Below are 14,897 nucleotides of genomic sequence, written 5' to 3'. Positions count from 1 at the left end.
AAAAAGGGGTGCTATGGGAAGTAATGTTTCTCGTGTTGATCATGAACACCATGTTTCTTTATGGAACGTGCCCAATGTTTTGACCGTTTTCCGTCTGGTTCTGGTCCCGGTATTCATTTGGCTGATGTTCCTTGAGGCTTCTGCTGCGCGCTGGTGGGCTGTTGTAGTCTTCATGGTTGCTGCCGCAACAGATCAGCTTGATGGGCATATTGCGCGTTCGCGAAATCTCATCACAGACTTCGGTCGTTTGATGGATCCGATTGCGGATAAGGCGCTTACGCTGGGTGCATTCATCGTGCTCTCGATTGCTGGATTGTTGCCGTGGTGGGTGACGATTCTGATTGCTGTTCGCGAGCTTGGTATTACGGCTTTGCGTGCAGTTTTGTTGCGACGTGACATTGTTGTGTCGGCAAATAAGGGTGGCAAGCTGAAGACGGTTCTGCAGATTTTCGCGATCTGGTTGCTTCTGATTCCGTGGCAGTCTCTGGGTGCTTCGTGGCCCGCATATGCTTCGCTGACCCACGGAATGCTGATCTTCGGTTGGGTTGTCGCAGGCCTGGCATTGGTGATGACTGTCTGGTCTGGTCTGGTTTATGTTGTCGAGGGCGCGAAGCTCTGGAAGGCAAGCTCACCTCAAGTTGAGTCAAAGTGACTCAACTTATTTAATGGTGAGACACACTTCCCCTTTCGCGTCTTATCGTTGAAATTTCGCGGATAATGTCCGCATTTCTTGTGCTATCCAGTCGGTGGGTTGGTCTTATCACGTGGTCTGCACGCGCATTTCTATATGATGGGGGATACTCTTTTCTTATGAATGCTTCACTGACTACCGCACCTTTATTGAGGACTGAGCTTGGCGACGTCCTGCGTGGTATCCGTCAGCGTCAAAAGCGCACGCTCAGAGAGGTCTCTGCCGGCGCTCAAGTTTCGCTGGGATATCTGTCAGAGGTAGAGCGCGGTCAGAAGGAAGCGTCGTCAGAGTTGCTTGAAGCTATTTGCGAGGCCCTCGATGTCCCGCTGTGGTTTGTTCTGCGTGAAGTCTCTGACCGCCTTGCCGTTGTAGATGGCGTTGTCGTTCCGGATACTGTTCCGGATGATCTTGTCCCTGTTACCTTGATTAGCTGACGCGTGAAGGTATCTGAATTCTGGGAGGGCGTTGACGCTGTCTTTGGGGCGACGCTCGGTCGTTCATACACGTCTGACCTCTATCTCACTTCGCTACGTGGAACGTGCGAAGAGGCTCTTGATCGCGGGGTTGCTCCTCAGGAAGTGTGGGATGCGTTGGTCGATGAAGCGGGTGTTGATCCGTCTATGAAGTGGATTCATCGACTGGATCAAAAAGAGCGACGTAGGTCTCGTTCGTAGCTTTCGGCGCGTCGCCCGAAGGTGTAGAACACCTGTTCCATATATCATTTCTTATAGATGGCGCATTTTGCCCCCACTTATCCACAGGTAAGCAGGTGTGCAATGTGGTTTGCCCATGGTCAGGCATATCGTCATTGTGTGTCCTCGGAGAGGGGATCACACTTCAAAGGCCAGAATAATCGTCAGCCGGTGAGGCTCGGATCTTAAGAAGGACATCATGGCAGGTCGCAAGAATGCACCCGTGTCTGCTCCCAAGGGAAATGACCGCAACAAGGCGCTCGAAGTAGCGCTTTCTCAGATTGATAAGCAATTCGGTAAGGGCTCTGTCATGCGCTTGGGCGACGACTCGCGTCCGCCGGTACAGGTGATTCCCACCGGTTCGCTTGCTCTGGATGTTGCTCTCGGCATCGGTGGCTTGCCACGTGGTCGTGTCATCGAAATCTACGGACCCGAATCCTCCGGTAAGACCACCGTTGCTCTCCATGCTGTCGCCAGCGCTCAAAAGGCTGGCGGTAACGCAGCGTTCATTGACGCTGAACATGCTCTTGACCCGGTATATGCAAAGGCGCTGGGTGTGGATACGGACGCTCTGCTGGTTTCTCAGCCCGATACCGGTGAACAGGCCCTTGAAATTGCAGATATGTTGATCCGCTCCGGTGGTATCGACATTATTGTTATTGACTCGGTTGCAGCCCTCGTTCCTAAGGCTGAAATCGAAGGCGAAATGGGCGATTCCCATGTTGGTCTTCAGGCTCGCCTGATGAGCCAAGCACTTCGTAAGATCACGGGTGCGCTTTCTGCCACTGGGACCACGGCCATTTTCATTAACCAGCTACGTGAAAAGATCGGCGTATTCTTTGGTTCTCCCGAAACGACAACGGGTGGCAAGGCTCTGAAGTTCTACGCATCGGTTCGCATTGATGTTCGTCGCATTGAAACCTTGAAGGAAGCGGGAGCCCCGGTCGGTAACCGCACGCGTGCCAAGGTCGTGAAGAACAAGATGGCGCCACCCTTCAAGCAGGCCGAATTCGACATCGTCTACGGCAAGGGCATCTCGCGTGAAGGTTCGATTATCGACATGGGTGTTGAGGCTGGCGTCGTGCGTAAGTCGGGATCCTGGTTTACTTACGGGGACGATCAGCTTGGACAGGGCAAAGAAAACGTCCGTCAGTTCCTGATCGATAACCCTGAACTTGCCACAGAGATCGAAAACAAGATTCTGGCAGCCCTCGGAATCGGTGAACCACTTGAGCCCGAAGATGAAAACCAAGATCTTCCTGACATCGATCCGATGGAAGATGCAGGTTTCTAACACCAATGGTTCGTTATCTGGATCCTGAAGATCATCCGGAGCTCGAACGAACGTGCAAGGCGCGCTCCTCAGTCGGAGAGCGTCTTGCACGCTTAAAAGAGAAGAATGCTGCTCTGACGGGCACTGAAGCGATCGAAGCGGCGCGTGAAGTTGCTCTTCGACAGCTTGATTCTCGGAGTCGTTCGACTGGCGAATTGCGTAGCGCTATCGTCGCAAAAGGTTTCTCAACCGAGACTGCCGACGAAGTGATCGATCGCCTCCAACAGGTTGGGTTGGTTGATGATGCTGCTTTTGCTCGCATGCTTGTTCATGATCGTTTTGAACTTGGTGGGAAGACCGGGCGAGCACTCGTTGAAGAACTACGACGTAAAGGACTGTCGCGCGCTGACATTGAGCAAGCACTTGCTTTGATAAAACCTGATGATGAAGCGAACAAGGCATTCGATCTTGCCATGCGAAAGCGCAGGTCAATGGGCAGTGTCAGTCGCCAAGTTGCCTATCGTCGGCTGGTTGGTATGTTGAGCAGAAAAGGGTATTCGCCTTCGGTTGTCTCAAGTGCCGTCTTGCAGGTGCTTGCTGATGACATCGAAGCTGAAGACAACGAATAGCACACCATGCTTTGTGGCTGTGCGTTGAGTGGAAGAACCTCATGCCTGTAGAAGAAGCAGTTGAACTGATTCAACAATGCTCACTGAATCATGTCACCGTCAGCGTTGCTGAATCACTGACCGGTGGAAAACTGTGCTCCACATTGGTTGATGTGCCGGGAGTATCAGCTGTCCTTCTTGGCGGAGTGTGCACCTATGACACCAAATTAAAAGCTCAGATCCTGGGTGTTGATCCCAGCCTGTTACAGTCATTCGGTCCCGTTGACCGGCGCGTTGCAATTCAAATGGCGCGCGGAGTCTGCGAGCTCACTGGTTCAGACCTTGGCATTGCAACGACGGGGGTTGCTGGTCCCGGACCGCAGGGACTTCATCCTGCCGGAACCGTGCATGTCGCCTGCGTGATGGGCGCTGTTGAGCGCCATCGCCTCTTCCACTTCATGGGGGACAGGGAAGCGGTACGCAACCAGAGTGTTAGTGCAGCTCTCAGCCTTGCCCACGATGTTCTTCACTTCACCCGAACCGATGGGAATGATTAAACTGTCCGCGATGGAAACGAATATAGACGAAGCATCTCAGGTAGCTCTTCCGCGCACCTATGCGATTAAAACGCTGGGATGCCAGATGAACGTTCACGACTCTGAGCGTATGGCTGGCTTGCTGGAAGAAGCTGGACTCATCCCGGTTGACCGTGTTCCTGCAGCTCAGGCACGAGCAACTGATGCCGGTGACATGGGTGCCGACGTTGTTGTTATCAACACCTGCTCGGTTCGCGAGAACGCTGCGACGAAGCTGTATGGCAACCTCGGTCAGCTCGCGTCGGTAAAACGTGAACGTCCGGGCATGCAGATCGCCGTCGGTGGATGTCTTGCGCAACAGATGCGTGACGGCATTATCGATAAGGCTCCATGGGTTGATGCAGTGTTTGGAACACACAATATTGATGTGCTCCCCGCCCTGTTGAAGCGTGCTGAACACAACCGCAAAGCTGCTGTCGAAATCGAAGAATCGTTGAAGGTCTTCCCGTCGACTCTGCCCACTCACCGCGAATCCGCGTACGCTGCGTGGGTTTCAATCTCCGTGGGTTGCAACAACACGTGCACCTTCTGCATCGTTCCTCATCTGCGCGGTAAAGAACGAGATCGTCGTCCAGGAGAGATTCTGTCCGAAGTTCAGGCGGTCGTCTTAGAAGGTGCGATCGAAGTGACGTTGCTGGGACAGAACGTCAATTCATATGGTGTCGGTTTCGGTGAACGAGGCGCATTCGCCTCTCTCCTTCGCTCAGTGGGGCAGATCGAGGGTCTCGAACGCGTACGTTTCACATCACCTCACCCGGCTGCCTTCACGGACGATGTGATTGCGGCGATGGCTGAAACTCCTACCGTGATGCCCAGCCTTCATATGCCACTTCAATCTGGCTCCGATGCGGTGCTTCGTCAGATGCGACGCTCCTATAGGCGCGAAAAGTTCATGGGTATTCTCGAAAGAGTCCGCGCCGCGATTCCCGATGCTGCGATTACGACAGACATCATTGTTGGCTTCCCCGGTGAAACCGAAGAAGACTTCCAACAGACGCTGGACGTTGTCGAACAGGCTCGATTCTCGTCAGCGTTCACGTTCCTCTATTCCCCGCGTCCGGGTACGCCAGCTGCCGATCGTGAAGACCAGGTTCCCGATGATGTCGCACTGGAACGCTACAAGCGCCTCGTTGCTCTTCAAGAGCGAATTTGCGCGGAAGATAATGCTGCATTGGAAGGCACCACGGTCGAGGTCCTGATCTCTGAGGGTGATGGTCGTAAAGATGGTGAAACACTGCGCGTTACCGGGCGAGCCCGCGATAATCGCTTGGTGCACGTTGCTTTGCCGGAGGGCATCAGCGAAGCAGATAAGCCACGTCCTGGCGACATGGTGACCGCTACCGTCACTCACGGCGCCCCGCACCACTTGATCGCAGATTCGGCTCTGACAGGTGGTGGTCTATGGACTATGCGCCGTACGCGCGCAGGCGATGCATGGGAGCGTCGCCAAGCTCATGAGGAAGACGAACGCGTGTCGTTGGGTATTCCGACGATCCGCGTGGGACGACCTCACTGAAACTGCTCGGTTCCCTATAGACGCATAGCAGGTGTGCTCCGCTCGATGAGCGATGCACACCTGCTATTTCGTTTCGCGAATCGCGCACCAATCGTGTGCGCACTGATCAAGACTTACGCGTGTGCCAGCAAAGCCGGCATTTCGTTCAATGCTTGCAGTGTCACTCCCAGTCCGCGACGCACCATCGCATGGATCTGACGGTCTGACATTCCCTTGCCAGCGAAGAAACGGGTCGCCAAGATAACGACCTTGCTATCTTCAGTTTCAAGAGCGAACGTGGTCGGCTGAAGATGGTCGACGTTCCACTTATTGGTGAGTTCGTTCAGGCGAGGCATGTCGAGCTTAGCTGCTCTCTCAGCGTCGAGTTCCATGCGTGCTTCGACCTGAATCCACGGCGAATCTGCTGGTTCGCGGTGAATCTGGATGCGAGCACCCTCAACTTCAGTGATAACAACGAATTCGTTTGAGCCGTGGGACAGTCCATCTCCAGCAACAACGTTTTCAATTCGTTCAATGCTGACCTCAGAAACCTCGGTACCCCACTTTTCAGCGGCTTCATCAGCTTCCATGCCCGGTGCCGGCGTAGCGGTCTGGGACAGGTGCTGGATCGGTGACTCGGTCAGTGGAGAGGCGCCGTCACCCATCGAAAATGACTTCCATTCAGGCATTGGAGGCCTCCTTTGTCCATGGGTCAACGTACATCTGGTCAAGACGGTTTTGGACCGCGATGGATGCGAGCACAAACTGCTGGACCTCTTCTGCCAGCTGCTCATGAGTCGCCCCAGCTACCCAGTTGAAGCAGTGGAAGAGGCGGATACCGATCATCCCTTGCTCGCTGGTGTAGGTTGTCGCCTTCGGCACGTATGTTGAAGCGTTCAACGTGCGCATTGTTTCAAGCAGAGCTTGCTGGTGCGACGGGTGGAAGAAGCGGGGGTAGTCGACAACGCCCTGTGCTGGAGACGTGGGCGGGACGATGAATCGGATTGTACGGTTTGGAAGCAGAGCAGCAACTTGATCCTTGGACGAAATGAAGGGGAAAACGCCCATGTCTTCAAGTGCGCGTGCAATGCGGTCGATGGTGACCGGATCTGTTGTTGTCACACTCATACTGCTACCTTACGGGGTTTGGTAGACGGCGGGAAATAGGAAGTGCCATTTAGACTGAACCCATGGCTGACACTCATTCTTTAATCCCAAGCGCTGATGCGCGCTGCACCACGTCTGATGCTCAGGTGGGGGATCGTGAGAGCCAGGCGATGACTCTAGCGAATCCGTCGCAACTGATTGTTGCTGTTGTTGGACCGACAGCGTCGGGCAAGTCTGATTTGGCTCTGGATCTTGCCGAAGAATTGGGCAGACGCTGGGGAGCAAATGGCGGTCAGATCGTGAGTGCTGATGCACTTCAGCTGTATCGGGGCATGGATGTTGGCACGGCGAAGACGCCGCTGGAGGAACGTCGCGGGATTCCTCACTATCAACTCGATGTTCTCGACATCAGTCAGGAAGCGTCGGTTGCCCACTATCAGAGGCATGCGCGAGCGGACCTAGAGGCGATCCACGGCGAGGGAAGCGTTGCGATCGTTGCCGGCGGTTCGGGTCTTTATCAACGTGCGTTGCTCGATCATATTGAGTTCCCTGGAACAGATCCGAAAGTACGCTCTGCACTGGAAGAAGAAGCGGAAGGCCCGCTGGGCAGTCGGGGGCTTCATGGCAAACTCGAGGCCCTCGATCCGGTGTCTGCTTCTCGCATTGATCCGCACAATGCTCGTCGTATTATTCGTGCCCTCGAAGTCATTGAACTGACTGGCAAACCCTACTCGTCGCATATGCCGGTCAAAGAGTTCGTGAAGCCGTCTGTGATGATCGCGATCCGCCGTGACCTCGATGAATTGGATCGACGCATTGTTCTTCGCACCCAGATGATGTTTGATGACGGTCTGATTGAAGAGACTCGCGCCCTGATCGATCAGGGTTTGCGCGATGCGAAGACGGCGTCGAAGGCGACGGGGTATGCCCAGGCAATTGCGGTGATCGATGGGCAGATGAGCATCGATGAAGCGAAGGAATCGATCGCTATCGCGACCAGGCAGTTGGCCAGGCGTCAGATCAAGTGGTTGCGCCCTGACCATCGCGTGATCTGGATCGATGCCGAAGACGGAACCTCGAAGAACGACCTGCTGGACCGGGCACTGAAGATTGTCCAAAAAACGGCGGATGACTACGCCGGCGCGCAGACCCACTAGCGTTAACGATATGACTGCTCTACGTCCCTCCACTCGTATTGCGAAAGCCCACGGCACTGGGAATTCTTTCGTTGTCTACACAGATGCCGATGACACAAACGATATCGATGCTGTAGAGGTGCGTCGTCTCTGCTCGCCTGCGTTCGGTATCGGCGCTGATGGGCTGATGCGTGCCGTCATGAAGGATGGTCGCTGGTTCATGGACTACCGCAATTCCGACGGGTCGATCGCGGAAATGTGCGGCAACGGTATCCGCGTCTTTGTTGATCATCTGCGCCGCGAAGGCCTGATAACCGATGAGGAAATTGAGGTGGGCACCAGAGGGGGAGTTCGCACTGTCCGCGTTATCGATCAGGGGGGCGAGGCCGAGGTCCTGTACCGCGTTGACATGGGTCCGGCTCGATCCAGTGGAACGGCCGACATTGACGTGACGATCCCGGGCATTGAGCAGACCCTGCGCGGAGTATATGTGGATATGCCGAACCCGCATACGGTTGTCGCGCTTGCGAGCGAAGAGGAACTCCACAACATTATCTTCCCGGCCACTGATGCGTCCGAAGCCCCCGAGGTTATGCGCCCCACCTATGCGCCCTCGAATGAGCGCGGTACAAACCTTGAAGCCGTCGTTGACCTGACCGGCCCGGAGGATCAGAGTGGCCACATTCGTCTGCGCGTCCTTGAACGCGGAGTGGGTGAGACCCTTGCGTGTGGCACGGGATGTTGTGCGGCGGCCCTTGCAACGGCTATTCGTCGAGGTGAGGGAGCGCCGGCCTCGTGGATCGTTGACGTGCCGGGAGGTCGCGTGTGGGTTGATCTGGACGATGTCCTGAGCTGGGAGAACGGTCAGCCACATGTCACCGACGCTTCAGTGATTCTGACCGGTCCTGCGACTCGCGTTGCTACATTCGAACTCGTCTGAGCCTGTTTCTCTCGCTCAAAGGTCTGCGTCACCCGTAAAAAGTGGGGGCAGAAGTTCAGGCGCCCGAACGAACCTTGATAATGCGGTAGCCCTTCTTTGACGCGTACTTTTCAGCGTCGTATCCGCGGCCGTTCAGCCATGAAATGAGGGAATCGGCGCCAAGGTTTCGCTGCACAACAAGATAGGCGACACCCGTGGGGCTCAGGCGGTCGAGCCACCGCACCAGCAGAGCATGCAGAGCCTCTTTGCCGATACGGATCGGCGGGTTTGACCATATGACGTCAAAACGAACGTCATCGGTGGCCACGGCTGCAAGGGCCTCGTCTTCGCTCATCGCGCGCACATTGGTGCAACCGTGAGACGTGGCGTTCCGGCGCGTGAGATCAATCGCCCGATTGTTCACATCAACAGCCCAGACGGTAGCTTCAGGCGCTTCCTTTGCCATTGCCAGAGCAATCGGACCCCAACCGCATCCCACATCAAGGAAAGTGCCGGTGGCGGGAAGGCAAGGAGCTTCGGCAAGAAGCTGGCGAGTTCCTAAATCCAGACGGCTGGTCGAAAACACCTTCGATGAGACGGACATGTCGAAGCTATGGCCTCGTACGCTGTAGGTCAGCTTCGATATCTCGTCGGCGCGAGCAGGGTTGGAATGAGAAAAATACTGTTGATTCACGCTCTTTAGCCTAGCGGGTTGACTGCCTGGCAACGAACGCACTGAGAGGGGCGTAGGTCGCACGCCGACCGAATAGGTGCCACACTTAGAGGGCAGACATACGCGGAAGGAACTGAATGGACAATCCCGGATTCTCGGCTGACGACGAATTGGCACAACAGCGCGCGAATGACGTTGTTGCACGCATTCTGGCGCGTCGAGGCACGGCGCTGGAATCCACCGCCGGTCAAGATCACTCCGCAGATGCTGGCGACCTTGAACGAGAGGCGCGTGCCGGTACCCGTCGTATCCAGGGTTATGCCAACGATCGTGAGGAAATCTCCGAAGTCGAATACCGCCAGGTTCGCCTCGAAAAGGTTGTCCTTGTCGGTCTGCGGACGACGCAGACTGAAGAAGAAGTCGAGACTTCGCTACGTGAGCTTGCTGCGCTCGCGCAAACCGCCGGATCTCAGGTCCTCGATGCGGTCGTGCAAAAACGGGTGAAGCCGGATCCTGCCACCTATCTGGGGTCAGGTAAAGCGAAAGAGCTCGCGGGGATTGTGCGCGCCGTTGAAGCCGATACCGTCATTGTTGATGAGGAATTGGCCCCTTCCCAGCGACGCGGACTGGAAGATGTTGTCGACGCAAAGGTCGTTGATCGCACCGCTCTCATCCTCGACATTTTCGCTCAGCACGCGAAGTCGCGTGAAGGTAAGGCGCAGGTCGAGTTGGCTCAGCTCGAATACTTGCTTCCCCGTCTTCGCGGCTGGGGCGATTCGATGTCCCGCCAGGCGGGTGGTCGAGTTGCGGGTGGTGCGGGTATCGGTTCACGAGGTCCGGGCGAAACGAAGATCGAATTGGATCGTCGTCGCATTCGCACGCGCATGGCGAAGCTCCGCGAAGAAATACGAAAGATGGAGCCTGCCCGGCGCACTCAGCGTTTATCGCGTCGTCGCGGAGCTGTCCCTTCCGTCGCTATTGTTGGCTACACGAATGCTGGTAAGTCCACTCTGCTCAACCAACTGACGGGCGCAGGGGTCCTGGTTGAAGACGCTCTGTTCGCCACCCTTGATCCGACGGTGCGTCGGACTCAGACAGCGGATGGTCGCGAATACACGCTGTCAGACACGGTTGGTTTTGTTCGGAATCTTCCCACCCAGCTGGTTGAAGCATTCCGCTCTACCTTGGAAGAAGCGGGCGAAGCCGACCTGCTCGTTCACGTTGTGGATGCCGCGCACCCCGATCCGGTGGGACAAGTTGAGGCTGTCCACCAGGTGTTGGGTGAAATTGAGGGGGCTCTCGGTATCCCCGAAATTATCGTGCTGAACAAAGCCGATCTTGCATCTGCAGAGCAGTTAGCACTGCTTCGCACCTACTTCCCGTCGTCGGTAGCAGTATCCGGATACACGGGCTTTGGAGTCGATGAACTTCGCCATCGCATTGAAGAAGCTCTACCCAGGCCTCGTATTCAGATTGACTGCGTGATCCCATATTCGCGTGGCGACCTGGTCCATCAGATCCACGAGGATGGCGAAGTCGATCACGAAGAATATGTTGCCGAAGGAACGCGCATTCGAGCTCGAGTTGATGAGCACCTTGCAGCGCTCATCCGTGACGTGGCGCTACCGGTCGCTACCGAAGGTGCCCCCTATACTCGCCAGGACAGTGGCGAATGAGTGAGGAAGTAGGACCGGGAAACTCCGAAGCCAGCAAGGCCATCGAGGTTCTTGATGCGGTGATCGAATCAATGGGTGGCACGCAACGTGATGGCCAGCGACGAATGGTCACCGATATCAGCGAGGCCCTGAATTCTGACGGTCATATTTTGATCCAGGCGGGCACCGGTACGGGTAAGTCGATTGGCTACCTCGCGCCACTTCTCAGTCACTGCGTTGCAACTGGCGAGCGCGGCCTCGTCACCACCGCGACTTTGGCACTCCAGAGGCAGATTCTGACGAAAGACGCGCCTGCGGTCCAAGACGCAGTTGCGAAAGTGACGGGTATTCGTCCCACTGTCGCTGTGCAAAAGGGCTGGTCAAACTATCTGTGTTTGAACCGTGTCAACGGTGGGTATCCGGACGAGGGCACACTGTTCGACCCGGCACATGCCCCGTCGGCACACTCGTCGACTTCCGCGCTTGGCAAAGAGGTTCTGCGTCTTCGTCAATGGGCGAAGGAAACCGATACTGGTGATCGTGATGATCTGGTCCCCGGTGTTGATGACCGAGCGTGGAGGCATGTCAGCGTCGCCAAACGTGAGTGTTTAGGCAAGACCTGCCCCTACGTTGATGACTGTTTCGCCCAGCAGGCGCGGGAGGCAGCCGGAGAGGCTGACCTGGTGGTCACGAACCATTCTCTATTTGGCATCCATTGCACGTCGCCGAACGATCTGTTTGAAGACATTGGTCCAGTCGTTGTCGACGAAGCCCACGAACTTGCTGAGAGAGTACGAAGCCAGGCGACGATGACGCTATCGCAGGCCATGATTCATCGCGTATCACGCAGGCTTCGAACCAACGCGAAGCTTGAAACTGATGCTCTTGATATGGCTACAGTCGATTTTGTTGCCGCTCTGACCCCGTGCGGGGAGGGGCTGATGGGCTCTCGTCCTCAGGCGCTTGTCGGCGCATTAGCGCTGCTCGATAATGTCTCACGCGAACTCGGAACTCAGCTACAGGCGTCATCTGCTGATCAAGCAGACAAGATACTTGCGCGCGGGTCCCTGGACGAATTGCGGGACTTTATCGCCGGATGGAGTGAGGACCCGGCATCGATGGCGACTTTTGTGACGAAAGATGACGCGGGGAATATGTCGCTGAATCTAGCGCCCCTTGACGTTGCGCTTCCCGTTGGGTCCAAAGGGTTCTCAGGTAGGCCGGCAATCTTGACCTCAGCGACTCTGACGTTGGGTGGTTCTTTCGACCAGATGGCACGCGATTGTGGATTCATGGTGTCGAAGCAGCCGTGGACGTCGCGCGATGTGGGCCCCCCTTTCGATCCGGCGCGCCAGGGGATTCTCTATATTGCTTCCGGCTTGCCAGATCCTGGGCCGGGTGGGTTGTCTGACGCTGCTACGGATGAATTGGTGGCCCTTGCCCAGGCCTCCGATGGGGGAATGTTGGCGCTGTTCAGTTCGTGGAAGGCAGCGAATCAGGGGTACGAGGCTCTGAAGGATCGGACAGAACTCACCGTGTATCGCCAGGGAGATGAAACCTTGAGCGTGCTGGTTGACCGATTCCGTAGGGAGCGCGATGCGTGTTTGGTTGGCACCTTGTCGTTGTGGCAGGGTGTTGATGTTGTGGGCGACTCGTGTCGACTGGTCGTCATCGACCGCATTCCATTCCCGCACCCCGATAATCCGGTGACGAAGGCTCTGTCCCAGGATGCCGATGCGCGTGGTATTGGAGGGTTTTGGGGTGTTTCTCTTCCTCATGCCGCGCTTCTGATGGCGCAGGGGGCTGGGCGTCTGATTCGATCGGCGTCGGACAGGGGAGTGGTGGCGATCCTTGATCGTCGTGTGGACACGAAGTCCTATGGTGGATACCTGCTGAATTCGTTGCCGAGAATGTGGGTCACACGCGATCAGGAGGTCGTGAAAGGGGCCCTAAGTCGCTTGTCCAAGGTTAATTGTTAACAATATCCTGAAATTGGGTGACGTAGTTACCTTGAAGCAATGCGAAATCGAGATAATGTGATTCAAATTTGAGACTATGAGACCACTCAACGAGGAAGGAAGGCATCGTGCCTGGACGTGTGAATAGCTTGTATCCCCCGAAGTCATCGGGTCGTCCGTCAAAGATCGCTGTCGTGGGGGCTGGGGCCGTTGGCACGGCAGTCGCCTACGCGTGCGCAATGCGCGGTGATGCTCGAACAATCGTTCTTCAGGACATTAACAAGGCCAAGGTTGAAGCCGAAGCTCTCGACATGGCACACGGTATTCAATTCACTCCGTGTGGCAGTGTTGAAGGCTCAGATGATGTTGAAATCGTCCGTGGGTCTGACCTTGTGATTGTGACCGCTGGTGCCAAGCAGAAGCCGGGGCAGTCGCGCCTTGAACTTGCTGGTTCAACTGTTGAACTGATGAAGAAGATTGTTCCGAACCTTCAAAACGTTGCGCCAGACGCAATCTTCATGTTCATCACGAATCCCGTGGATGTTGTTACCTATGTGGCGCTGAAGCTGACCGGTCTACCACGCAATCAGGTATTTGGATCTGGCACTGTGCTTGATACGTCGCGTCTGCGCTACCTGGTGTCGCGTGAAACCGGCGTGGCTACCCAGAATATTCACGCCTACATTGCTGGTGAACATGGTGACTCAGAAGTTGCACTGTGGTCCTCCGCTGAGATTGGTAATGTTCCCCTTGAGCACTGGGGGCCAACCTTGGAGGGTAAACCGTTCGATATTGGATTGCGTAAACGCATTGCTCAGGATGTTGTTGAGTCTGCCTACAAGATCATTGAAGGCAAGGGTGCGACAAACTACGCAATTGGTCTTGCCGCATCGAATATTGCGAGTGCCGTCCTTAGAGACGAAAATCGTGTTCTTACCGTCTCTAGCCTGCTGGAGGACTGGGAAGGCATCTCGGATGTCTGCATGGCTGCGCCGACAATCGTTGGTCGTTCGGGTGCGGGCAGGGTCCTGAATCCGCCGTTGACGCTGAATGAGCGCGATGGTCTGACTGCCTCTGCGACGCGCCTGCGTCAGGTGGCAAGGGACTTGGGCTTCTAAGTTCTGTATCTGTCCAGTGTGGGGAGTGCCCGTTGGGTGCTCCCCACACGTGTGTGCTGTGCGAGCAGGGGTACGAGGCCGGGGCTACGCCCCGGAAGCGACTATGCCAAGGAACGCAGGACGGTGACCACCTTGCCCAAAATGGTGGCTTCATCGCCTGGGATGGGGGCGTAGGATTCGTTGCATGGCAGGAGCCAAATATGGCCGTCTGTCTTTGAGAACACCTTGACCGTAGCTTCGCCGTCGATCATGGCGGCAACGATTTCTCCCTGGGATGCGTTCGATTGGGAACGAACAACGACGAAGTCGCCGTCCAGAATGCCAGCGTCCACCATGGACTCTCCGCTGACCTCCAGCATGAACATTTGCCCGTGGCCGGTAAGTCGAGTGGGTAGCTCGAAAACATCTTCCACGTACTGCTCTGCTGTGATCGGAGCGCCCGCGGCAATACGGCCAACCAGGGGGATTGACGAACTGTCTTCGTCAACGTGTCCGGCTGGCAGGTCAATGGTGACCACGTTCGTGACTGTTTGAGGTGCCGGAGTAGTTGGCGCGTCCACGCCGAGCTCCTGTTTCGCTGTTACGGAGAGTTCAAGGGCGCGCGGTAAGCCGGGGACTCGTTGGAGGTAGCCGGCGCGTTCCAGTGCGTCCAAGTGGTACTTCACGGTTGATGGGGAAGCAAGGTGTGCGCGTTGGGCAATCTCTCTGACAGAGGGAGGAAAACCGTGCGCGCTGACCTCTTCGTGAATGACAAGAAGGATCTCTCGCTGGCGACTAGTCAGCGTTGCTTTGTCTGTCATGAGGTTCTCCGTGAGGTTGCGTGCAATTCGGTTTCTACATGGTTGCTGATGCACTTGTTAGGTCAGATTATCTGATTCTGACGCGAAAATGAAACATTTGTTCGAATAAGTCTCGACTTTTGTTTGAAGACCTGTTATCGTACAAGTGTTCGACGAACATATGTTCGATATGTTGT

The 14,897-nt window shown here is 55.9% G+C and carries 16 protein-coding genes; 12 read left to right on the top strand and 4 right to left on the bottom strand.

What is annotated here, in order from left to right:
- The first annotated feature begins 13 nt into the window (after window positions 1-13).
- The 7 genes from pgsA to miaB all read left to right on the top strand — a co-directional run bounded on the left by pgsA (window position 14) and on the right by miaB (window position 5,376).
- Window positions 14-652, top strand: coding sequence for a CDP-diacylglycerol--glycerol-3-phosphate 3-phosphatidyltransferase (gene pgsA, locus HMPREF9241_RS07640; RefSeq protein ID WP_006681715.1), 639 nt, complete (start codon window positions 14-16; stop codon window positions 650-652).
- Between the two features lie 158 nt (window positions 653-810).
- Window positions 811-1,125, top strand: coding sequence for a helix-turn-helix domain-containing protein (locus HMPREF9241_RS07635; RefSeq protein ID WP_006681714.1), 315 nt, complete (start codon window positions 811-813; stop codon window positions 1,123-1,125).
- Between the two features lie 3 nt (window positions 1,126-1,128).
- Entirely contained in the window at window positions 1,129-1,365 is a 237-nt protein-coding gene (locus HMPREF9241_RS07630) for a DUF3046 domain-containing protein (RefSeq protein ID WP_006681713.1), read from the top strand.
- 217 nt (window positions 1,366-1,582) lie between these two features.
- A complete protein-coding gene (gene recA, locus HMPREF9241_RS07625) occupies window positions 1,583-2,677 on the top strand; it encodes a recombinase RecA (protein WP_006681712.1) in 1,095 nt (364 codons plus the stop codon).
- A 5-nt stretch (window positions 2,678-2,682) separates the two neighbouring features.
- Window positions 2,683-3,285, top strand: coding sequence for a regulatory protein RecX (locus HMPREF9241_RS07620; protein ID WP_006681711.1), 603 nt, complete (start codon window positions 2,683-2,685; stop codon window positions 3,283-3,285).
- Between the two features lie 41 nt (window positions 3,286-3,326).
- Window positions 3,327-3,821 (top strand): CinA family protein, encoded by a 495-nt coding sequence (locus HMPREF9241_RS07615; RefSeq protein ID WP_006681710.1) that lies wholly within the window; start codon window positions 3,327-3,329, stop codon window positions 3,819-3,821.
- Window positions 3,822-3,831: 10 nt separating this feature from the next.
- Window positions 3,832-5,376, top strand: coding sequence for a tRNA (N6-isopentenyl adenosine(37)-C2)-methylthiotransferase MiaB (gene miaB / locus HMPREF9241_RS07610; RefSeq protein WP_040318684.1), 1,545 nt, complete (start codon window positions 3,832-3,834; stop codon window positions 5,374-5,376).
- 113 nt (window positions 5,377-5,489) lie between these two features.
- On the opposite strand, the gene HMPREF9241_RS07605 is transcribed toward miaB, so the two are convergent.
- On the bottom strand, window positions 5,490-6,044 hold the full coding sequence (locus HMPREF9241_RS07605; protein ID WP_006681708.1) for a type III secretion system chaperone family protein: 555 nt from the start codon (window positions 6,042-6,044) through the stop codon (window positions 5,490-5,492).
- Window positions 6,037-6,483, bottom strand: coding sequence for a YbjN domain-containing protein (locus HMPREF9241_RS07600; RefSeq protein ID WP_006681707.1), 447 nt, complete (start codon window positions 6,481-6,483; stop codon window positions 6,037-6,039). The genes HMPREF9241_RS07605 and HMPREF9241_RS07600 overlap by 8 nt, the downstream gene beginning before the upstream one ends.
- Window positions 6,484-6,632: 149 nt before the next feature.
- Between HMPREF9241_RS07600 and miaA the strand changes: the two genes are divergently transcribed.
- Complete coding sequence (gene miaA, locus HMPREF9241_RS07595; RefSeq protein WP_040318723.1) at window positions 6,633-7,619, top strand: tRNA (adenosine(37)-N6)-dimethylallyltransferase MiaA; 987 nt, start codon at window positions 6,633-6,635, stop codon at window positions 7,617-7,619.
- A gap of 10 nt (window positions 7,620-7,629) precedes the next feature.
- Window positions 7,630-8,538 carry a diaminopimelate epimerase gene (gene dapF, locus HMPREF9241_RS07590; protein ID WP_006681705.1) on the top strand — a complete coding sequence of 303 codons (909 nt, stop codon included), beginning with the start codon at window positions 7,630-7,632 and terminating at the stop codon, window positions 8,536-8,538.
- 55 nt (window positions 8,539-8,593) lie between these two features.
- Here the strand turns inward: dapF and HMPREF9241_RS07585 are convergent, their stop codons facing one another.
- The gene (locus HMPREF9241_RS07585) at window positions 8,594-9,211 is read right to left on the bottom strand and encodes a class I SAM-dependent methyltransferase (protein ID WP_006681704.1); all 618 of its coding nucleotides are present in this window, start codon (window positions 9,209-9,211) and stop codon (window positions 8,594-8,596) included.
- A gap of 116 nt (window positions 9,212-9,327) precedes the next feature.
- Between HMPREF9241_RS07585 and hflX the strand changes: the two genes are divergently transcribed.
- From hflX to HMPREF9241_RS07570, 3 genes are all read left to right on the top strand, one after another.
- Window positions 9,328-10,866, top strand: coding sequence for a GTPase HflX (hflX, locus tag HMPREF9241_RS07580; RefSeq protein WP_006681703.1), 1,539 nt, complete (start codon window positions 9,328-9,330; stop codon window positions 10,864-10,866).
- Window positions 10,863-12,824 carry an ATP-dependent DNA helicase gene (locus HMPREF9241_RS07575; RefSeq protein ID WP_006681702.1) on the top strand — a complete coding sequence of 654 codons (1,962 nt, stop codon included), beginning with the start codon at window positions 10,863-10,865 and terminating at the stop codon, window positions 12,822-12,824. Before hflX ends, HMPREF9241_RS07575 begins: the two co-directional genes overlap by 4 nt.
- 107 nt (window positions 12,825-12,931) lie before the next feature.
- Complete coding sequence (locus HMPREF9241_RS07570) at window positions 12,932-13,921, top strand: L-lactate dehydrogenase (protein WP_006681701.1); 990 nt, start codon at window positions 12,932-12,934, stop codon at window positions 13,919-13,921.
- 101 nt (window positions 13,922-14,022) lie between these two features.
- Here the strand turns inward: HMPREF9241_RS07570 and lexA are convergent, their stop codons facing one another.
- The gene (lexA, locus tag HMPREF9241_RS07565) at window positions 14,023-14,721 is read right to left on the bottom strand and encodes a transcriptional repressor LexA (RefSeq protein WP_006681700.1); all 699 of its coding nucleotides are present in this window, start codon (window positions 14,719-14,721) and stop codon (window positions 14,023-14,025) included.
- Window positions 14,722-14,897: the final 176 nt, after the last annotated feature.

The sequence above is a fragment of the Schaalia turicensis ACS-279-V-Col4 genome (assembly GCF_000296505.1).
Classification (GTDB): domain Bacteria; phylum Actinomycetota; class Actinomycetes; order Actinomycetales; family Actinomycetaceae; genus Pauljensenia; species Pauljensenia turicensis_A.
Note: the sequence above shows the minus strand (reverse complement) of the source record. Positions and strands in the feature narration are given on the sequence as shown.